This is a genomic window from [Enterobacter] lignolyticus SCF1 (genome assembly GCF_000164865.1).
Lineage (GTDB): Bacteria > Pseudomonadota > Gammaproteobacteria > Enterobacterales > Enterobacteriaceae > Enterobacter_B > Enterobacter_B lignolyticus.
The window spans coordinates 2,659,104-2,678,284 of the sequence record NC_014618.1 but is presented as its reverse complement, the minus strand read 5'-3'; the positions used below and the strand labels follow the sequence as shown (position 1 = coordinate 2,678,284).

Annotated in this window: 16 protein-coding genes and 1 other annotated feature; of the genes, 9 read left to right on the top strand and 7 right to left on the bottom strand. The window is 59.3% G+C overall.

Annotated elements, in window-relative coordinates:
* Nucleotides 1-8: 8 nt before the first annotated feature.
* Genes trpCF through ENTCL_RS12550 form a run of 3 tightly spaced genes read right to left on the bottom strand, consistent with a single transcriptional unit; the run spans nucleotide 9 to nucleotide 4,528 of the window.
* Nucleotides 9-1,367 (bottom strand): bifunctional indole-3-glycerol-phosphate synthase TrpC/phosphoribosylanthranilate isomerase TrpF, encoded by a 1,359-nt coding sequence (gene trpCF, locus ENTCL_RS12560; RefSeq protein ID WP_013366511.1) that lies wholly within the window; start codon nucleotides 1,365-1,367, stop codon nucleotides 9-11.
* Nucleotides 1,368-1,370: 3 nt separating this feature from the next.
* Nucleotides 1,371-2,966 carry a bifunctional anthranilate synthase glutamate amidotransferase component TrpG/anthranilate phosphoribosyltransferase TrpD gene (gene trpD, locus ENTCL_RS12555; RefSeq protein ID WP_013366510.1) on the bottom strand — a complete coding sequence of 532 codons (1,596 nt, stop codon included), beginning with the start codon at nucleotides 2,964-2,966 and terminating at the stop codon, nucleotides 1,371-1,373.
* Nucleotides 2,966-4,528, bottom strand: a complete 1,563-nt coding sequence (locus ENTCL_RS12550) for an anthranilate synthase component 1 (RefSeq protein WP_013366509.1) — start codon at nucleotides 4,526-4,528, stop codon at nucleotides 2,966-2,968. The genes trpD and ENTCL_RS12550 overlap by 1 nt, the downstream gene beginning before the upstream one ends.
* Before the next feature lie 36 nt (nucleotides 4,529-4,564).
* Nucleotides 4,565-4,658, bottom strand: a sequence feature (Trp leader region).
* Between the two features lie 162 nt (nucleotides 4,659-4,820).
* Here ENTCL_RS12550 and rnm point away from each other — a divergent pair.
* The 3 genes from rnm (at nucleotide 4,821) to rluB (ending at nucleotide 7,318) form a co-directional block, all read left to right on the top strand.
* Nucleotides 4,821-5,702, top strand: coding sequence for an RNase RNM (gene rnm / locus ENTCL_RS12545; RefSeq protein ID WP_013366508.1), 882 nt, complete (start codon nucleotides 4,821-4,823; stop codon nucleotides 5,700-5,702).
* Complete coding sequence (locus tag ENTCL_RS12540; protein ID WP_013366507.1) at nucleotides 5,699-6,319, top strand: L-threonylcarbamoyladenylate synthase; 621 nt, start codon at nucleotides 5,699-5,701, stop codon at nucleotides 6,317-6,319. The genes rnm and ENTCL_RS12540 overlap by 4 nt, the downstream gene beginning before the upstream one ends.
* 99 nt (nucleotides 6,320-6,418) lie before the next feature.
* Entirely contained in the window at nucleotides 6,419-7,318 is a 900-nt protein-coding gene (rluB, locus tag ENTCL_RS12535; RefSeq protein WP_013366506.1) for a 23S rRNA pseudouridine(2605) synthase RluB, read from the top strand.
* 55 nt (nucleotides 7,319-7,373) lie between these two features.
* Here the strand turns inward: rluB and cobO are convergent, their stop codons facing one another.
* Nucleotides 7,374-7,964, bottom strand: coding sequence for a cob(I)yrinic acid a,c-diamide adenosyltransferase (gene cobO / locus ENTCL_RS12530; protein WP_013366505.1), 591 nt, complete (start codon nucleotides 7,962-7,964; stop codon nucleotides 7,374-7,376).
* Nucleotides 7,961-8,719 carry a YciK family oxidoreductase gene (locus ENTCL_RS12525; RefSeq protein ID WP_013366504.1) on the bottom strand — a complete coding sequence of 253 codons (759 nt, stop codon included), beginning with the start codon at nucleotides 8,717-8,719 and terminating at the stop codon, nucleotides 7,961-7,963. Before ENTCL_RS12525 ends, cobO begins: the two co-directional genes overlap by 4 nt.
* 255 nt (nucleotides 8,720-8,974) lie before the next feature.
* Here ENTCL_RS12525 and sohB point away from each other — a divergent pair, with 255 nt between their 5' ends.
* Nucleotides 8,975-10,018 carry a protease SohB gene (gene sohB / locus ENTCL_RS12520; protein ID WP_013366503.1) on the top strand — a complete coding sequence of 348 codons (1,044 nt, stop codon included), beginning with the start codon at nucleotides 8,975-8,977 and terminating at the stop codon, nucleotides 10,016-10,018.
* Between the two features lie 56 nt (nucleotides 10,019-10,074).
* On the opposite strand, the gene ENTCL_RS12515 is transcribed toward sohB, so the two are convergent.
* Nucleotides 10,075-10,326 carry a YciN family protein gene (locus ENTCL_RS12515; protein ID WP_013366502.1) on the bottom strand — a complete coding sequence of 84 codons (252 nt, stop codon included), beginning with the start codon at nucleotides 10,324-10,326 and terminating at the stop codon, nucleotides 10,075-10,077.
* A gap of 398 nt (nucleotides 10,327-10,724) precedes the next feature.
* On the opposite strand from ENTCL_RS12515, the gene topA reads away from it, so the two are divergent.
* The 5 genes from topA to acnA all read left to right on the top strand — a co-directional run bounded on the left by topA (nucleotide 10,725) and on the right by acnA (nucleotide 18,072).
* Complete coding sequence (gene topA, locus ENTCL_RS12510) at nucleotides 10,725-13,322, top strand: type I DNA topoisomerase (protein WP_013366501.1); 2,598 nt, start codon at nucleotides 10,725-10,727, stop codon at nucleotides 13,320-13,322.
* A gap of 189 nt (nucleotides 13,323-13,511) precedes the next feature.
* Entirely contained in the window at nucleotides 13,512-14,486 is a 975-nt protein-coding gene (cysB, locus tag ENTCL_RS12505; RefSeq protein ID WP_013366500.1) for an HTH-type transcriptional regulator CysB, read from the top strand.
* 271 nt (nucleotides 14,487-14,757) lie between these two features.
* The gene (locus ENTCL_RS22985; RefSeq protein WP_013366499.1) at nucleotides 14,758-14,916 is read left to right on the top strand and encodes a YmiA family putative membrane protein; all 159 of its coding nucleotides are present in this window, start codon (nucleotides 14,758-14,760) and stop codon (nucleotides 14,914-14,916) included.
* 24 nt (nucleotides 14,917-14,940) lie between these two features.
* Complete coding sequence (locus tag ENTCL_RS23710) at nucleotides 14,941-15,093, top strand: hypothetical protein (RefSeq protein WP_157865546.1); 153 nt, start codon at nucleotides 14,941-14,943, stop codon at nucleotides 15,091-15,093.
* Nucleotides 15,094-15,396: 303 nt separating this feature from the next.
* A complete protein-coding gene (gene acnA, locus ENTCL_RS12500) occupies nucleotides 15,397-18,072 on the top strand; it encodes an aconitate hydratase AcnA (protein ID WP_013366497.1) in 2,676 nt (891 codons plus the stop codon).
* A 41-nt stretch (nucleotides 18,073-18,113) separates the two neighbouring features.
* On the opposite strand, the gene trpS is transcribed toward acnA, so the two are convergent.
* On the bottom strand, nucleotides 18,114-19,133 hold the full coding sequence (trpS, locus tag ENTCL_RS12495) for a tryptophan--tRNA ligase (protein ID WP_013366496.1): 1,020 nt from the start codon (nucleotides 19,131-19,133) through the stop codon (nucleotides 18,114-18,116).
* Nucleotides 19,134-19,181 lie beyond the last annotated feature (48 nt).

Genomic DNA, 19,181 nt, shown 5'->3' with positions numbered 1-19,181 from the left:
ATTGCTCCTTAATATGCGCGCAGCGTCTGAAATACCGAGGCCAGCTTGCTGGCATCTTTGATTCCCGGTTGCGACTCTACACCTGAATTGAAATCGAGCCCGGCGCAGCCGCTTTTTGCGGCTTCTACGCAGTTGTCAGGGCCAAGACCGCCTGCCAGTAAAACGTTGCTCAGCGGCTGGCCGTTAAGCAGGGACCAGTCGAAGCGCTGGCCGGTGCCGCCCTGGCCGTTATCCAGCACGTACTTATCGACGTGGTTGAGGTTGCGGGCCGGCAGCGTTTCGCCGACGCTCAGCGCTTTCCAGATTTGTACGCCAGCGGGCAGCAGAGCGCGAAGCGCATCGATACTGGCCTGGTCTTCGCTGCCGTGCAGCTGGACCGCGCTCAGACCAAGCTGCCCGACGGTGGCAGCAATCTCCGACGCCGGGGAGTTGCGAAAGACGCCGACGTAGCAGAGCGGCGCGGCGCGCATCACCTCGCGGGCCTGCGCTTCACTGACCGCGCGCGGCGAGGAGGGCACGAAAATCAGGCCGCCGTAGAGCGCGCCGGCCTCATAGGCGGCCTGGGCGTCCTGCGCGCGGGTCAGCCCGCAGACCTTGTTCTCCCCCAGCAGCACGCGGCGCACGGCGGCGTTGAGATCGTCATGCGCCATCAGCGCGGAGCCAATCAGAAAGCCGTTAGCAAAATGGCTCAGCTCGCGCACCTCGCGGTAGGTATTGATCCCGGACTCGCTGATGACGGTAACGCCTGCGCCAAGGCGCGGCGCCAGCTGACGGGTGCGGTTGAGATCGATAGACAAGTCGCGCAGGTCGCGGTTGTTGATCCCCACCACCTTTGCGCCGAGAGCGATAGCGCGCTCAAGCTCTTCCTCATTGCTGACCTCCGTCAGCACGCCCATGCTCAGGCTATGGGCGACGGCGGCAAGCTGGCGGTACTGCTCATCGTCCAGCACCGAAAGCATCAGCAGGCAGGCATCGGCCTGGTAGTAGCGCGCCAGCTGAATCTGGTAAGGATCGATAATAAAGTCCTTGCACAGCACGGGCTGCGGCGCGATGCGACTGACGATCGGCAGAAAATCGAAGCTGCCCTGGAAATATTTCTCATCGGTCAGCACGGAAATTGCGGAGGCGTAGTGCTTGTAGATACCGGCAATACGCGCCGGATCGAAGTCCTCGCGGATCACGCCTTTGGACGGCGAGGCCTTCTTGCATTCGAGAATGAATACGGTGCGCGCGCCCTGCAGCGCATCGTAAAAATGACGGCTGCTTGGCACGATGTCATTCTGAAAGCTGGCTAATGGCTGCTGTTGCTTACGGGCGTCGACCCAGATTTTTTTGTCGGCAACAATTTTCGCTAAAACGGTCTGCATTTTTTATCCTCTTGCCGCTAAGGCGGTCACCCGGTCATAGGCCGCGCCGCTGTGCAGCACATCCAGTACGTTTTGAACGTTGGTTTTCAGGTCTTCATGTCCGTGCAGGCGCATCAGCATCGCCACGTTGGCCGCGACGGCGGCTTCGTGAGCGGCTTCACCCTTACCTTGTAGTAAGCGCGTGAGAATGTCACGGTTTTCTTCCGGCGTGCCGCCGGCAAGCTGCTCCTGGCGGTACGGCGTCAGGCCGAAGTCGTCGGCGGTGAGCTGATAGTTCTTGATTTCGCCGTTGTGCAGCTCTGCCACCACGGTAGGCGCATGCAGAGAAACTTCATCCATACCGCCGCTGTGCACCACGGCGGCGCGCTGGTAGCCAAGCACGCGCAGCGTTTCGGCGATCGGCAGCACCAGCTCCGGGCTGTAGACGCCAATCAGCGCCAGCGGCGGGTGCGCCGGGTTGATGAGCGGCCCCAGCACGTTGAACAGGGTGCGGGTCTTCAGCTGCTGGCGCACCGGCATGGCGTGACGAAAGCCGGTGTGGTATTTCGGCGCAAACAGGAAGCAGACGCCCAGCTCGTCAAGCGCTTCGCGCGACTTCTCGGCCTTCATATCCAGGTTGATGCCGAAGGCCGCCAGCAGATCGGAGGAACCGGATTTACTCGAGACGCTGCGGTTGCCGTGTTTCGCCACTTTCATCCCGCAGGCGGCCGCCACAAAGGCGCTGGCGGTGGAAATATTGATGCTGTTGCTGCCGTCGCCGCCGGTGCCGACGATATCGGCAAACGGGTAGTCCGGACGCGGGAACGGCGCGGCGTTTTCCAGCAGCGCGGTGGCGGCGCCGGCAATCTCCTGCGGGTCTTCGCCGCGAATTTTCATGCTCACCAGCGCGGCGGCCAGCTGTTCAGGCTTCACTTCACCGCGCACCACCGCGGAAAACAGCTGGTGGCTCTCCTGCTGGCTCAGGGTCTGCGCCTGATACAGTTTCTCGAGGATCGGCTGCAGCGTGTTGGCGGGCTCGAGCTTTTTCAGCGCCCATTCCAGCGTTTGTTCGAGCAGGCGCGCGCCGTGGCTGGTCAGTATGGATTCCGGGTGGAACTGCACGCCGCAGACGCGGTCGGCGTCATGGCGCACCGCCATCACCATGCCGTTGAAGTGCGCGTTGACGGTCAGTCCCGCCGGGATGTTGCTGCCAACCAGCGAGTGATAGCGCGCTACCGGCAGCGGGTTCGGCAGTCCGGCGAACATCGCCTGACCGTCGTGCTCAATGCTGGACGCTTTACCGTGCAGAATTTCGCCCGCCTGGCCGACGTAACCGCCGTAGGCCTCTACAATGGCCTGGTGGCCGAGGCAGATGCCGATGATCGGCAGCTTGCCGCGCAAGCGGGTCAGCAGCTCCGGCATGCAGCCCGCTTCCGACGGCGCGCCGGGGCCAGGGGAGAGCATCAGCACCGGGTTTTCCATGGTGGTCAGACGGTCGATTAAGGTCTGGGCCGGAACGTGGTTGCGGTAAATCACCACGCTGTGGCCGTTGGCGCGCAGCTGATCTGCCAGGTTATAGGTGAAAGAGTCGATATTATCGAGCAGCAGAATATCAGCCATCAGAAAATCTCCTGTGCGTGGTGGGCCTGAGCGATAGCGCGCAGCACCGCGCGAGCTTTGTTGCGTGTTTCATCCGCTTCCGACTGCGGAACGGAGTCCAGCACCACGCCTGCGCCCGCCTGGACGGTGGCGATGCCGTTCTCGACAAACGCCGAGCGGATAACGATGCAGGTGTCGAGGTCGCCGTGGGCGGTGAAATAGCCGACCGCGCCGCCGTAGCTGCCGCGGCGTTTGCCTTCCGCCGCCGCGATAAGCTGCATTGCGCGAACCTTCGGCGCGCCGCTCAGGGTGCCCATATTCATGCAGGCGCGGTAGGCGTGCAGCACGTCGAGGTCGCGGCGCAGTTCGCCGACCACGCGGGAGACCAGGTGCATCACGAACGAGTAGCGATCTACTTTGGTGAGATCGGCGACGTAGCGGCTGCCCGGCGTACAGATGCGCGCCAGATCGTTACGGGCCAGATCCACCAGCATCAGGTGCTCCGACAGCTCTTTATGGTCGGTGCGCATCTCGAGCTCGATGCGGCTGTCGAGATCGCGGTCCAGCGAACCGTCGGCGCGGCGGCCGCGCGGACGGGTGCCGGCAATCGGGTAGATTTCAATCTGGCGGCTGTTGGCGTCGTACTTCAGCGAACTTTCCGGCGAGGCGCCGAACAGGGTGAAATCGTTATCCTGCATAAAGAACATGTACGGGCTGGGGTTGCTTTTCTTCAGCACGTCGTAGGCCGCCAGCGGCGACGGGCAGGGCAGCGAGAAGCGGCGGGACGGCACCACCTGGAAAATTTCCCCGGCGCGGATCGCGCGCTGCATTTTGCGCACCACGGCGCCGTACTCGTCGTCGCTCTGGTTGCATTCGCAGCGCATGCTGTCGATGCGCGTCACCGGCAGCGGCAGCGGGGGCTCGTTCAGCTGCTGGCTGAGCTGGGCGATACGCTGGCTCAGGCGCTGCTTTTCACTCTCCGATGGGGTAAAGAGGCTCGCCTGAATACGGGTGGTTTTGCTCTGATGGTCGATGACCAGCAGGGTCTCCGCCAGGTAGAAACAGTAGTCCGGGCAGGCGGTATCGCTTTCTAGCGCGGGCAGGTCTTCAAAACCGGCCACCAGGTCGTAGGCGAAAAGGCCGCCGAAAAACATGGCCTCGCGCTCTGCTACCGGCACGGTGACCAGCGTCTGGAGGAGGCGAAACGCGTCGAAAACGGAGAGCGAACACAGGCGGGCGTCTTCATCCAGCAGGCTGCTGACCGCCGGGAAGCGCAGCACGCGGGCGTGGGGCTGCTGCCGGTTTTCCACCCCGGCGGGCAGGGCATCGTCGAGCAGCGCCAGCAGCGCCAGACCGTTGTCAGAAAGCGCCTGAATAGTGACAGTGTCACCTAATGCCGTGATGCGTAGCGCGCTGTCGACCAGCAGCAGGCTTTTTACGTCGTCCTTACTGTCGATGTCGGCGGACTCCAGCAGCAGCGTTGCCGGGCGGGCGCCGCACAGCTGATGAAACAGCGCCGTCGGGTTTTCGCGATAAATGGCGTCACGGGTCAGGAGCTCGAGCGTAGGTTTTGGTCTTTGCATTGTCGTTCTCGCCTGGTCTGTTCAATTCGGTGGTTCAAAAAAAAGCCCGCGCAATGGCGGGCAAGGTATCTGTTTGTCTTATGCAGACGCGAAACACTGCCCGTTATCAGGAAGTGCGCCAGCCGCCGTGCATGGTGTTGAGAGACATTTTCATAACAGAAACCTCGTTGTGTGAACTTGCGTACTAGTTAACTAGTTCGATGGGGCAAAGTCAACCCCTGATTTCAGAAAATCCGCCTCTGACGTTATGATGTGCGCTGCAACAGCTATTCAACCTGTAACGGGAGCGATTTTGAGCGAGACCTCTTACGCTGTGATTTATGATTTACACAGCCACACCACCGCCTCCGACGGTTGCCTGACGCCAGAAGAGCTGGTGCATCGCGCGCTGGCGATGCGCGTCGGCACGCTGGCTATCACCGACCATGACTCTGTTGCGGCCATTCCGGCGGCCCGCGCTGAGATAGCCCGGGCCGGGCTGCCGTTAACGCTGATTAGCGGCACAGAAATTTCCACCGTGTGGGAAAACCATGAGATCCACATTGTTGGTCTGAATATTGATATTGCGCATCCGGTGCTGACCGCGTTTTTGCAGCAGCAAACCGAACGGCGCCAGCAGCGGGCGAAGCTGATTGCCGAGCGGCTGGAGAAAGCGAATATCCCCGGCGCCTGGGAAGGGGCGCTGCGTCTTGCTGACGGCGGCGCCGTGACGCGCGGGCATTTCGCCCGTTTTCTGGTGGAGGCCGGTAAAGCCAGCACCATGGCCGACGTGTTTAAACGCTATCTGGCGCGCGGGAAAACCGGATATGTTCCGCCACAGTGGTGTACAATAGATCAAGCTATTGATGTGATTCATCATTCTGGCGGCAAGGCGGTACTGGCCCATCCGGGTCGCTATAACCTCTCCGCCAAGTGGCTGAAGCGGCTGCTGGCCTTTTTCAGCGAGAGCGGCGGCGATGCGATGGAAGTCGCGCAGTGCCAGCAGGCGCCCCACGAACGCGCACAACTCGCCGCTTACGCGCGCCAGTATGGTTTGCTGGCGTCACAGGGTTCGGATTTCCATCTGCCTTGTCCATGGATAGAACTCGGCCGTAAGCTGTGGCTCCCGGCCGGCGTGGAAAGCGTGTGGCAAAGCTGGGAGCAGCCCCAGAAGACGAACGAGAGGGAAGTATGAGTCAGTTTTTTTATATTCATCCGGAAAACCCGCAGCCGCGCCTGATCAATCAGGCGGTGGAGATTGTGCGCAAGGGCGGCGTTATCGTCTACCCGACCGACTCCGGCTACGCACTGGGCTGCAAAATTGAAGACAAAGGCGCAATGGAGCGAATTTGCCGCATCCGCCACCTGCCGGACGGCCACAACTTTACCCTGGTGTGCCGGGATCTCTCCGAGCTGTCGACCTACGCGTATGTCGATAATGTGGCCTTTCGCCTGATTAAAAACAACACGCCGGGCAACTACACCTTTATCCTCAAGGGGACGAAAGAGGTGCCGCGCCGCCTGCTGCAGGAGAAGCGCAAAACCATCGGCATGCGCGTTCCGTCCAACCCGATAGCCCAGGCGCTGCTGGAGGCCATCGGCGAGCCGATGCTGTCGACCTCCCTGATGCTGCCCGGCAGCGATTTTACCGAATCCGACCCGGATGAAATCAAGGACCGCCTGGAGAAGCAGGTGGACCTGATTATCCACGGCGGCTATCTCGGCCAGCAGCCGACGACGGTTATCGATCTCACCGACGACGCGCCGGTGGTGCTGCGCGAAGGCGTGGGGAACGTGAAACCTTTCCAGTAATGGATGAAACCGCTATACTACGCGGCCCTGAATGCCGCGTAATGCAGCATAGACGAATTCTCTACGACGCCTGGGAAGGCGACACCTTAAGGAAGCTCTATGAGCGAGAAATTACAGAAAGTGCTGGCCCGTGCCGGTCACGGCTCGCGTCGTGAAATCGAATCCATGATCGAAGCCGGTCGCGTCAGCGTTGATGGCAAAATTGCCACCCTTGGCGATCGCGTTGAAATTACCCCTGGCCTGAAAATCCGTATCGACGGTCATCTTATCTCCGTCAAAGAATCCGTTGAGCAGATCTGCCGCGTGCTGGCGTACTACAAGCCGGAAGGCGAGCTCTGCACCCGTAACGATCCGGAAGGCCGTCCGACGGTGTTCGACCGTCTGCCGAAGCTGCGCGGCGCGCGCTGGATTGCGGTCGGGCGTCTGGACGTGAACACCTGCGGTCTGCTGCTGTTTACCACCGACGGCGAGCTGGCTAACCGCCTGATGCACCCGAGCCGCGAAGTTGAGCGTGAATACGCGGTGCGCGTGTTCGGCCAGGTCGACGACAACAAAGTGCGCGAACTGGCGCGCGGCGTGCAGCTCGAAGACGGCCCGGCGGCGTTTAAGACCATTAAGTTCACCGGCGGCGAAGGGATCAACCAGTGGTACAACGTCACGCTGACCGAGGGGCGCAACCGCGAAGTTCGTCGCCTGTGGGAGGCCGTGGGCGTCCAGGTCAGCCGTCTTATCCGCGTACGTTATGGCGACATTCCGCTGCCGAAAGGCCTGCCGCGCGGCGGCTGGACCGAACTCGATCTGGCGCAGACCAACTACCTGCGTGAGCTGGTCGAACTCAAGCCGGAAACCGAATCCAAAGTGGCGGTGGAAAAAGATCGCCGTCGTATGAAGGCGAACCAGATTCGCCGTGCGGTGAAGCGTCACAGCCAGGTAAACAGCAAGCCGGCGCGCAGCACCGGCCGTCGCGCCAGCAGCCGTAACAGCGGCAGCGGTTCATAAACCGCTGGGTGACGATGAAAAAAGGGCCTTCGGGCCCTTTTTTCATGTCCGGCGATCAGTAATCGATGCCGATCTGCGCTTTAACTCCGGCGTCAAACGCGTGTTTGACCGGGCGCAGTTCGCTCACCGTATCGGCCATCTCCAGGATGTCGCGGTGGCAGCCGCGGCCGGTGACGATCGCCGTCTGGCCATGAGGACGGTTGCGCAGGGCGCTCAGCACCTCCTCGAGCGGCAGATAGTCATAGGCCACCATATAGGTCAGCTCGTCAAGGATGACCAGATCGAGGCTCTCATCGGCCAGCATCCGGCGCGCGTGCTGCCAGACGCTCAGGCAGGCGGCGGTATCGCTTTCCCGGTCCTGGGTGTTCCAGGTAAATCCCGTCGCCATGACCTGAAACTCGACGCCGTGCGGCTCCAGCAGGTTGCGCTCGCCGTTGGGCCATTGGCCCTTAATAAACTGGATAACGCCCACTTTTTTGCCGTGGCCGACGGCGCGGGTCGCGGTGCCGAAGGCGGCGGTGGTTTTTCCTTTGCCGTTGCCGGTCAGCACGAGAAGGATTCCGCGCGTTTCCTGAGCCCCGGCGACGCGGGCTTCTACTTTTTCTTTCAGACGCTGCTGGCGCTCGCGATGTCGTTCATCGGTCATTGTGAAATTCCTGGTTTACGGTTTGGCTGGGCGTCAAAGGTCATACCGGTCTTACGGCGGCTGTCGTCGCCCATCAGCCACAGGTACAGCGGCATAATGTCCGCTGGCGTTTTTAATTTCTGCGGGTCTTCCGTCGGGAAGGCGCTGGCGCGCATCCCGGTGCGGGTGCCGCCCGGATTGATGCAGTTCACGCGCAGCTGCCCCTGGTACTCCTCCGCCAGCACCTGCATCATGCCTTCGGTGGCGAACTTGGAGGCCGCATAGGCGCCCCAGTTGGCGCGTCCCTGGCGGCCGACGCTTGAGGAGGTGAACACCAGCGAACCGGCGTCAGACTTCAGTAATAAAGGAAGCAGCGCCTGGGTCAGCATAAAGGTGCCGTTGACGTTAACCTGCATCACGTCCTGCCAGACTTCCGGCTTTTGTTCCGCCATCGGCGATACGTCGCCCAGCAGCCCGGCGTTATGCAAAACGCCGTCCAGCCGCGGATAGTGAATGGCGACTTTTTGCGCCAGAGTGTGGCACTCCTGGGGCGTGCAGGTCAGAAGGTCGAGGATGAACCACTGCGGCGCAATGCCGCCTTCCTGCTGGATCTGCTGCGCCACGGCGCGCAGCTTATCGTCATTACGGCCAAGCAGAATTACGCTTGCGCCATAGCGGGCGTAGGTCAGGGCGGCTTCGCGGCCAATGCCGTCGCTGGCGCCGGTCACCAGGATGATGCGCTGTTGCAGCAAATCGCGTTGCGGTTGGTAATGCACGGATTTTCTCCTGTGGCCCTGCGTCAGGCCACGTTACTGTTCTGTCAGTTCACTTTTCGGCTTTATGCCCTAAACCGCAGGGGATTTCAATCAGCCAGGCGGACAGGCTATTCTAAATTAACATTTTGCAAAGATTTCATTGGCAACAAAAACCGCTTAACGCCCCTGTGTTTCATTCCATCGGCGCGGGAGACGCCGCCGCTGGGCTGTTGTACACTCGGTGCAAACGTAAGTCGTTCATTTTAAGGTGGAAGCGTGGAAATATTGTCTCAATATGGGTTGTTTTTAGCGAAAATCGCTACGGTTGTTGTGGCGATCGCGGTGGTTGCTGCATTTATCGTGAATCTTACCCAACGCAAGAAGCAGCGCGGTGAGCTGAAGGTAACCAATTTAAGTGAACACTATAAGGCGCTGCAGGAGGAGATGGGGGCAGCGCTGCTTGATGCGCCCCAGCAGAAGCTGTGGCACAAGGAGCAGAAGAAAAAGCTCAAACAGGAAGTGAAGGCCGCAAAGGCCAGTGCGAAAAAGGGGATTGCCGCTGGCGATAAGTCCCGCGTCTGGGTGCTGGACTTTAAGGGCAGTATGGACGCCCATGAGGTCAATGCGCTGCGCGAAGAGGTGACGGCGGTGCTGGCGGTGGTCAAGCCGCAGGATCAGGTGGTGCTGCGTCTGGAAAGCCCCGGCGGGGTGGTGCACGGTTACGGCCTGGCGGCTTCCCAGCTGCAGCGCCTGCGCGACAAGCAGGTCCCGCTGACCATCGCCGTAGATAAAGTGGCGGCGAGCGGCGGCTATATGATGGCCTGCGTGGGCAATAAAATTGTTTGTGCGCCGTTTGCCATTATCGGCTCCATCGGCGTGGTGGCGCAGATCCCTAACTTTAACCGCTTCCTGAAGGGTAAGGATATCGATATCGAGCTGCATACCGCCGGGCAGTACAAGCGTACGCTGACGCTGCTGGGGGAGAACACCGAAGAAGGGCGGCAGAAGTTCCGCGAGGATCTCAACGAGACGCACCATCTGTTTAAAGACTTCGTCCACAGTATGCGTCCGCAGCTGGATATCGAGCAGGTGGCGACCGGCGAGCACTGGTACGGCAGCCAGGCCAAAGAGAAGGGGCTGGTTGATGATATCGGCACCAGCGACGACCTGCTGCTGGGGCTGATGAAAGACCACGAGGTGCTGAATGTGCGCTACCTGCAGCGGAAAAAGCTGCTCGACCGTGTTACCGGCAGCGCGGCGGAGAGCGCCGACCGCCTGCTGATGCGCTGGTGGCAGCGCGGTCAGAAGCCGATGATGTAGCCCTGAGGGCTTGAAACACACCACGAAAAAGCGAGGCGTCAGCCTCGCTTTTTACGTTAATCGATCAGGTGATACTTCTCCGACAGCGCGTGCGCCAGGTATTTAAACATGTTGAATACCGCGGTGCTTTTCGGCGTCGGCAGGCCTTGTTCATCCAGATAGAATTCGCCGCTGAAAATCAGCACGCCGTTACGCTGGGTAACGTCGGTCGCTTCGATACCGGCCAGGGTGTCTTCGTGCTCACGGATGAGGCGGTTGGCTTCTGCCAGCAGAGATTGACGATCGATAGGCTTGGATGTCTCTTGCATAATTTACTCCTTGAATCACTGGCGTTAGTCTACGCCGGGCGCGCCGCCCGGGCAAATTTCCGTGCCGTTTGCAGGGAAATTGTACCGGGGCTGTCGCTGGCGGGAATCACTTTTGCATGCTAATAAAGTTGCGTAACGAATTTTATCAGGTACAGTGTGACGCTTTCGGCAAACTGGCAACAGATTTGCTTGACATTCGACCGAAAATTCTTCGTGCTATATGCCCTGGCGAGGAAATGCCAGTAAACTCAGCCATCTGGCTGACGTTGTCTGGAGCTGGACTCGCAAAGGGGGTTGATATCCATTGACGCCGCCGCAACATACAAGGCTCGTCGCCAGTGGAAGGTGAATCAATGTGCGATGTATTCCTGGAAGAATTAGATTAGGTAAAGGTGAATATGGGTAAAGCTCTCGTTATCGTTGAGTCCCCGGCAAAAGCCAAAACGATCAATAAGTATCTGGGTAATGACTACGTGGTGAAATCCAGCGTCGGTCATATCCGCGATTTGCCGACCAGTGGCTCAGCAACCAAAAAGAGCGCTGACTCTGCCTCCACCAAAACGGCTAAAAAGCCTAAAAAGGATGAACGTGGCGCGCTTGTCAACCGTATGGGCGTGGATCCATGGCACGACTGGAAAGCACAGTATGAAGTGCTGCCAGGCAAAGAGAAGGTAGTCTCAGAGCTTAAGCAGTTGGCCGAAAAGGCTGACCACATCTATCTCGCAACCGACCTTGACCGCGAAGGGGAAGCCATTGCATGGCACCTGCGGGAAGTGATCGGCGGTGACGACACGCGCTACAGCCGCGTCGTGTTTAACGAGATAACCAAGAATGCGATTCGTCAGGCGTTTGAGAAGCCGGGCGAGCTGAATATCGACCGCGTCAACGCCCAACAGGCGCGCCGCTTTGTCGATCGCGTGGTGGGGTATATGGTCTCCCCGCTGCTGTGGAAGAAAATCGCCCGCGGGCTTTCCGCAGGCCGCGTCCAGTCCGTTGCCGTGCGTCTGGTGGTCGAACGCGAGCGTGAAATTAAGGCGTTTGTCCCGGAAGAGTTCTGGGAAATCGACGCCAGCACCACGACGCCGTCCGGCGAAGTGCTGCCGCTGCAGGTGAGCCACTACCTCGATAAGCCGTTCCGTCCGGTCACCCGCGATGAAACCATGGCGGCGGTCAGCCTGCTTGAGAAAGCGCGCTACAGCGTGGTGGAACGTGAAGATAAGCCGACCAGCAGCAAGCCGGGCGCGCCGTACATCACCTCTACGCTACAGCAGGCGGCAAGCACCCGTCTGGGCTTTGGCGTTAAGAAAACCATGATGATGGCCCAGCGTCTGTACGAAGCGGGTTACATCACCTACATGCGTACCGACTCGACCAACCTGAGCCAGGACGCGCTGAACATGGTGCGCGGCTATATCAGCGACAGCTTCGGCAAAAAATATCTGCCGGAAAGCGCCAACCAGTACGCCAGCAAAGAGAACTCTCAGGAAGCGCACGAAGCGATTCGTCCCTCCGACGTCAACGTGATGGCGGAAGCGCTGAAGGATATGGAAACCGACGCGCAGAAGCTGTATCAGCTGATCTGGCGTCAGTTTGTCGCCTGCCAGATGACCCCGGCGCAGTATGACTCCACCACGCTGACCGTGGCTGCCGGGGATTACAAGCTGAAGGCCCGCGGCCGCACGCTGCGCTTTGACGGCTGGACGAAAGTGATGCCCGCGCTGCGTAAGGGCGATGAGGACCGTACGCTGCCGCCGGTGAAACAGGGCGATGCGCTGTCGCTCGTTGAGCTGCAGCCCGCCCAGCACTTTACCAAGCCGCCTGCGCGCTTTAGCGAAGCATCGCTGGTGAAAGAGCTGGAAAAACGCGGTATCGGCCGCCCGTCCACCTATGCGTCGATCATTTCGACGATTCAGGACAGGGGCTATGTCCGCGTCGAAAACCGCCGCTTTTATGCCGAGAAAATGGGGGAGATCGTCACCGATCGTCTGGAAGAAAACTTCCGCGAGCTGATGAACTACGACTTTACCGCCCAGATGGAAGACAGCCTGGACCAGGTGGCGAACCATCAGGCCGAGTGGAAGGAGGTGCTGAACGACTTCTTCGGCGACTTTACCCGCCAGCTCGAAACGGCGGAAAAAGGCCCGGAAGAGGGCGGCATGCAGCCGAATCCGATGGTGCTGACCAGCATCGACTGCCCGACCTGCGGACGCAAGATGGGTATTCGTACCGCCAGCACCGGCGTTTTCCTCGGCTGTTCCGGCTATGCGCTGTCGCCGAAAGAGCGCTGCAAGACCACCATTAACCTGGTGCCGGAAAACGAAGTGCTGAACGTGCTGGAAGGCGATGACGCGGAAACCAACGCGCTGCGCGCCAAACGCCGCTGCGCCAAATGTGGTACGGCGATGGACAGCTATCTCATCGATCCGAAGCGTAAGCTGCACGTCTGCGGCAACAACCCGACCTGCGACGGCTACGAGATTGAAGAGGGCGAGTTCCGCATCAAGGGGTACGACGGCCCGGTCGTTGAGTGCGAGAAATGCGGTTCGGAAATGCACCTGAAAATGGGGCGTTTCGGTAAGTACATGGCCTGCACCAACGACGACTGTAAGAATACCCGTAAAATCCTGCGCAACGGCGACGTGGCGCCGCCGAAGGAAGATCCGGTTCCGCTGCCGGAACTGCCGTGCGAAAAATCGGATGCGTACTTTGTGCTGCGCGACGGCGCGGCCGGGGTATTCCTGGCGGCGAACACCTTCCCGAAATCGCGTGAAACCCGTGCGCCGCTGGTTGAAGAGCTGCACCGCTTCCGCGATCGCCTGCCGGAAAAACTGCGCTATCTTGCCGATGCGCCGCAGGAAGACGGACAGGGCAACAAGACGATGGTGCGCTTTAGCCGTAAGACGAAGCAGCAGTATGTCGCGTCTGAAAAAGACGGAAAAGCGACCGGCTGGTCCGCCTTCTTTGTCGACGGGAAATGGCAGGAAGCGAAGAAGTAAATCTGCTTCTTTGCCTGTCATCAGACCTTCGGGGGCCGCGTTCGCGGCCCCTTTTTATTACCTTGTTATTATTTTTTCTTCACATCTATACACATCCGGTATAAATGATATAGTGGTTATAGTTAACTCATTTCTTATTATTAAATCGTCTTAGGCCACTGATGCCTTTGCATTACGCGGACACCGGTCATGAAATTACAGCAGCTTCGTTATATTGTTGAGGTGGTCAACCATAACCTCAACGTCTCCTCTACCGCTGAGGGCCTGTATACCTCGCAGCCGGGCATCAGTAAGCAGGTCCGCATGCTGGAAGATGAGCTGGGGATCCAGATCTTTGCCCGTAGCGGCAAACATCTCACCCAGGTCACTCCCGCCGGACAGGAAATTATCCGCATCGCGCGTGAAGTGCTGTCAAAAGTTGATGCCATCAAGTCCGTCGCCGGTGAGCATACCTGGCCGGATAAAGGGTCGCTGTATGTCGCGACGACCCACACCCAGGCGCGCTACGCGCTTCCGGGCGTCATTAAGGGCTTTATTGAACGCTACCCGCGCGTCTCGCTGCATATGCATCAGGGCTCACCGACGCAAATTGCGGAAGCGGTGTCGAAAGGCAATGCCGATTTTGCCATTGCGACCGAAGCGCTGCATCTGTACGACGATCTGGTGATGCTGCCGTGCTACCACTGGAACCGGTCCATTGTGGTGACGCCGGAGCACCCGCTGGCCTCGAAAACCTCAGTGACGATTGAAGAGCTGGCGCAGTATCCGCTGGTGACCTACACCTTTGGCTTTACCGGTCGTTCCGAGCTGGATACCGCATTTAACCGCGCCGGGCTTACGCCGCGCATTGTCTTTACCGCGACCGATGCCGATGTGATTAAAACCTACGTGCGTCTGGGGTTAGGGGTAGGGGTGATCGCCAGCATGGCGGTCGATCCGGTGTCCGATCCGGACCTGGTGAAGCTCGATGCGCACGAGATTTTCAGCCACAGCACGACGAAAATCGGCTTCCGCCGCAGCACGTTTTTACGTAGCTATATGTATGATTTTATTCAACGCTTTGCGCCGCACCTGACGCGTGACGTGGTCGATACGGCCGTGGCGCTGCGCTCGAATGAAGATATTGAGGCGATGTTTAAAGATATTAAATTACCTGAAAAATAATTTCCCGCGTTATTAAGGGTATCTCCGGTGACGGGGATACCCGCTTTAAAGCCGCCAGACAATATCCGCAGATGTATTCCTCATTACCGCAGCATGACAAAATAGAACTATTTCTCCATAATGCAAATTTGCATTAACAATTATTTATTTGTTGTCAAAAGATTGAATGTTCACATGCTATTAATTCATAAATTCGCTGGATTTTGAGCAGGTTTTTAATTAGGATTTATCTCAATGATAATTAACTGCGCCAATTGTTCGCGCCGTAACGATAAGTGGTATCGATTATATGAGGTTAGCAATGCCAGCAGAACGTGAAGAATCGCCAAGGGATCCTGCGCTCAAGCGTAAGGCCTGGCGAGCGGTGTTTTTGGGTTCGGCCGTGTTCTGGGGGGTTGTCGTGTTCCTTATCTGGACGTTTTGGGGTTAAAAAATGGCGGAACCGGGTCATCGTGTGGCAGTGAAGAAAAAACGGCAAGCACCAGCAGATGACAGCGCGCCGCCTCGTAAAAAGGTGCCAGGCGAGGTTCCGGCATCGTGGAAATTGACGCAGCAGCAGCAGGCATTTATTGATTCCTTTGCGCAAGACGATGATAAAGAAGATTGATATTGTCGCCGGGAATAATATCCGCAGGATGTGTGTTGTTTCCTCTTGCGCTCATTAATAAAGACATCCCCGCAATATGCGACAACCTGTAAAAGACGATTAAGAAAAATAATACAGATGTCCCCAGGGGCATTGCTGAGTAAACCCGGTACCGTTCCGGGTTTTTGTTTTTTTACGGGTAAAGATTTGCCCGATTTTAGCAATTAGGGTTGTTATCAAAACGTTACGACAGGCATGTGTTATCTTTAAAGACAGGCCCTGAGGAGCATCAGGGTGGTGAATCCCTGTCATTAAGGAGGAGCTATGTCGTTAACCCTACGCGAAGCCAGTAAGGATACGCTGCAGGTTCAGGCAAAAACGTATCACTACTACAGCCTGCCGCTGGCCGCAAAACAGATCGGCGATATTTCCCGTCTGCCGAAATCACTCAAAGTCTTACTCGAAAACCTGCTGCGCTGGCAGGATGGCGATTCCGTCACCGCAGACGATATCCACGCGCTGGCCGCCTGGCTTACCCAGGCGCACGCCGACCGTGAAATCGCCTGGCGCCCCGCCCGCGTGCTGATGCAGGATTTTACCGGCGTCCCGGCGGTCGTTGACCTTGCGGCTATGCGTGAAGCCGTGAAGCGGCTCGGCGGCGATACCGCGAAAGTAAACCCGCTGTCGCCCGTTGATCTGGTGATTGACCACTCGGTAACGGTCGATCGCTTCGGCGATGATGACGCCTTCAGCGAAAACGTGCGTCTGGAGATGGAGCGCAACCACGAACGCTATGTGTTTCTGCGCTGGGGACAGCAGGCGTTCAGCCGCTTCAGCGTGGTGCCGCCGGGAACCGGGATCTGCCATCAGGTTAACCTGGAGTACCTGGGCAAAGCGGTATGGAGCGAAGAACAGAACGGGGAGTGGGTCGCCTGGCCGGACAGCCTGGTGGGCACCGATTCCCATACCACCATGATCAACGGGCTGGGCGTGCTGGGCTGGGGCGTCGGCGGTATTGAAGCCGAAGCCGCGATGCTGGGCCAGCCGGTCTCGATGCTGATTCCGGACGTGGTGGGCTTTAAGCTCAGCGGAAAGCTGCGCGAAGGCATTACCGCGACCGACCTGGTGCTGACCGTTACGCAGATGCTGCGCAAGCACGGGGTGGTGGGTAAATTTGTTGAATTTTATGGCGATGGCCTTGATTCATTGCCGCTGGCCGATCGCGCGACGATCGCCAATATGTCGCCGGAATACGGCGCCACCTGCGGCTTCTTCCCGATTGATGCGGTGACCCTCGACTACATGCGCCTCAGCGGACGCAGCGACGCGCAGATAGCGCTGGTGGAGGCGTATGCTAAAGCGCAGGGCATGTGGCGTCTGCCGGGCGATGAGCCGGTGTTCACCAGCACGCTGGCGCTGGACATGGGCGAAGTAGAGGCCAGCCTCGCCGGGCCGAAGCGTCCGCAGGACCGCGTGGCGCTGGGCAATGTGCCGAAAGCGTTCGCCGCCAGCGCGGAGCTTGAGCTGAACGCCGCGCAGAAAAACCGCCCGCCGGTGGAATATACTCTGAACGGTCATCAGTACGCGCTGCCCGACGGCGCGGTGGTGATTGCGGCCATCACCTCCTGTACTAACACCTCAAACCCCAGCGTGCTGATGGCAGCCGGGCTGCTGGCGAAAAAAGCCGTCGCGCGGGGTCTGAAACGTCAGCCGTGGGTTAAAGCCTCGCTGGCGCCGGGATCGAAAGTGGTTTCCGACTATCTGGCCCATGCCGGACTAACGCCCTGGCTGGATGCGCTGGGCTTTAACCTCGTGGGCTACGGCTGTACCACCTGTATCGGCAACTCCGGCCCGCTGCCGGAGCCTATCGAGCTGGCGATTAAACAGGGCGATCTCACCGTAGGCGCGGTGCTTTCCGGCAACCGAAACTTTGAAGGACGTATTCACCCATTGGTGAAAACCAACTGGCTGGCCTCGCCGCCGCTGGTGGTGGCCTATGCGCTGGCCGGCAATATGAACCTCGACCTGACCCGCGATCCGCTGGGGCATGACGGGCAGGGCGCGCCGGTGTACCTCCGCGATATCTGGCCGAGCGGGCAGGAGATAGCCCGGGCGGTGGAGGCAGTCTCAACCGACATGTTCCACAAGGAGTACGCCGCCGTGTTTGAAGGCACGCCGGAGTGGAAGTCCATTCAGGTCGAAGGGTCGGATACCTACGGCTGGCAGCCGGACTCCACCTATATCCGCCTGTCGCCGTTCTTTGATGAGATGGGCGTAACACCGGACCCGGTTGAAGATATCCACGGCGCGCGGATCCTGGCGATGCTCGGCGACTCGGTCACCACCGACCACATTTCGCCCGCGGGCAACATTAAGGCCGAGAGCCCGGCGGGGCGCTATCTGCAAAGCCATGGCGTTGAGCGGCGCGACTTTAACTCCTACGGTTCGCGACGCGGCAACCATGAGGTCATGATGCGGGGAACGTTTGCCAACATCCGCATTCGCAACGAGATGGTGCCCGGCGTCGAGGGCGGGATGACGCGCCACTTGCCGGGAGCGGAGGTGGTCTCTATTTATGACGCGGCGATGCGCTATCAGCAGGAGGGAACGCCGCTGGCGGTGATAGCCGGTAAAGAGTACGGTTCTGGCTCCAGCCGCGACTGGGCCGCCAAGGGACCGCGTCTGCTGGGCGTGCGGGTGGTGATTGCCGAGTCGTTTGAGCGAATTCACCGTTCCAACCTGATCGGGATGGGGATTCTTCCGCTTGAGTTCGCGCCGGGCGTGAGCCGCAAAACCCTGGGGCTGACCGGGGAGGAGCGTATCGATATCAGCGGTTTGCAGGCGCTGAAGCCCGGGGCGACGGTGGCGGTGAAGCTGACCCGCGCGGACGGAAAAACGCAGGTTATCCACTGCCGCTGCCGTATCGATACCGCCACGGAGCTGACCTACTACCAGAACGACGGCATCCTGCACTACGTGATTCGTAATATGCTGCACTGATGCGTGTCAGATAGCGGGCCTGCGCCGCAGACCCGCTATCTTCAGAACATTACCGGCAAACCCAGCCCCTTTTTCACGATGGCCAGCGTCTTCTGCGTCAACTCATGCGCCTGCTCGCTGCCCTGTTTCAGAATACCGAGCAGCGTTTCTTTATCGTTGATAAGCGCCCGCCGGCGCTCGCGTATCGGCGCCAGCAGCGTTTGCAGGCACTCCTCCAGCGTGTTTTTACAGACGCGGTCGCCGAGCCCGCCGCGCTGGTAATGCGCTTTCATCTCGCGCACTTTGTCGGTATCCGGGTGAAAAGCGTCAAGCCAGGTAAACACCACGTTGCCCTCAATTTTGCCCGGATCGCTTATCCGCAGATGGCCCGGGTCGGTAAACATATCGCTGACGGCGCGATGGATTTCCACTTCAGAGGCCGACAGCGACAGCGCGTTGCCGAGCGATTTCGACATCTTGGCGTTACCGTCCACCCCGGGCAGTCGGCCCATCGGGCTCAGCACGGCCTCGCAGCGTCTGAGCGTCTGTTCGCCGGTCAGCGCATTCATTTTGTGAACGATTTCGTTGGTTTGCTCGATCATCGGCAGCTGATCGTCGCCCACCGGCACCCGATCGGCGCCAAAGGCGGTAATATCGGCTGCCTGGCTGATGGGATAGACCAGAAAGCCGGTCGGCAGCGAGCGGGAAAAGCCTTTCTGCAGGATCTCGTTTTTCACCGTCGGGTTACGCTCCACGCGGGAGACGGTCACGATATTCATATACAGCATGGTTAACTCCGCCAGCGCAGGCAGGGCGGACTGCAGGCAGATGGTCGACAGGTCGGGGCGAATGCCGACCGCCAGATAATCCGCCATTACCTCCAGAATGTTGTTCACCACCTTTTCCGGCTGGCTGCCGTTGTCGGTCAATCCCTGGAGATCGGCAATCAGGATGTACTGCGGGTGCTGGTGCTGTAGCGCTACCCGCTGGCGCAGCGAGCCGACGTAGTGGCCAAGATGCAGCGGGCCGGTCGGGCGGTCGCCGGTCAGAATGAGATGGGACGTGGTGTTTAACTGTGTCATCAGAAGCTCCGTGTAATGCGCCGGAATGCGTCCTGTTGACAGTGGTCG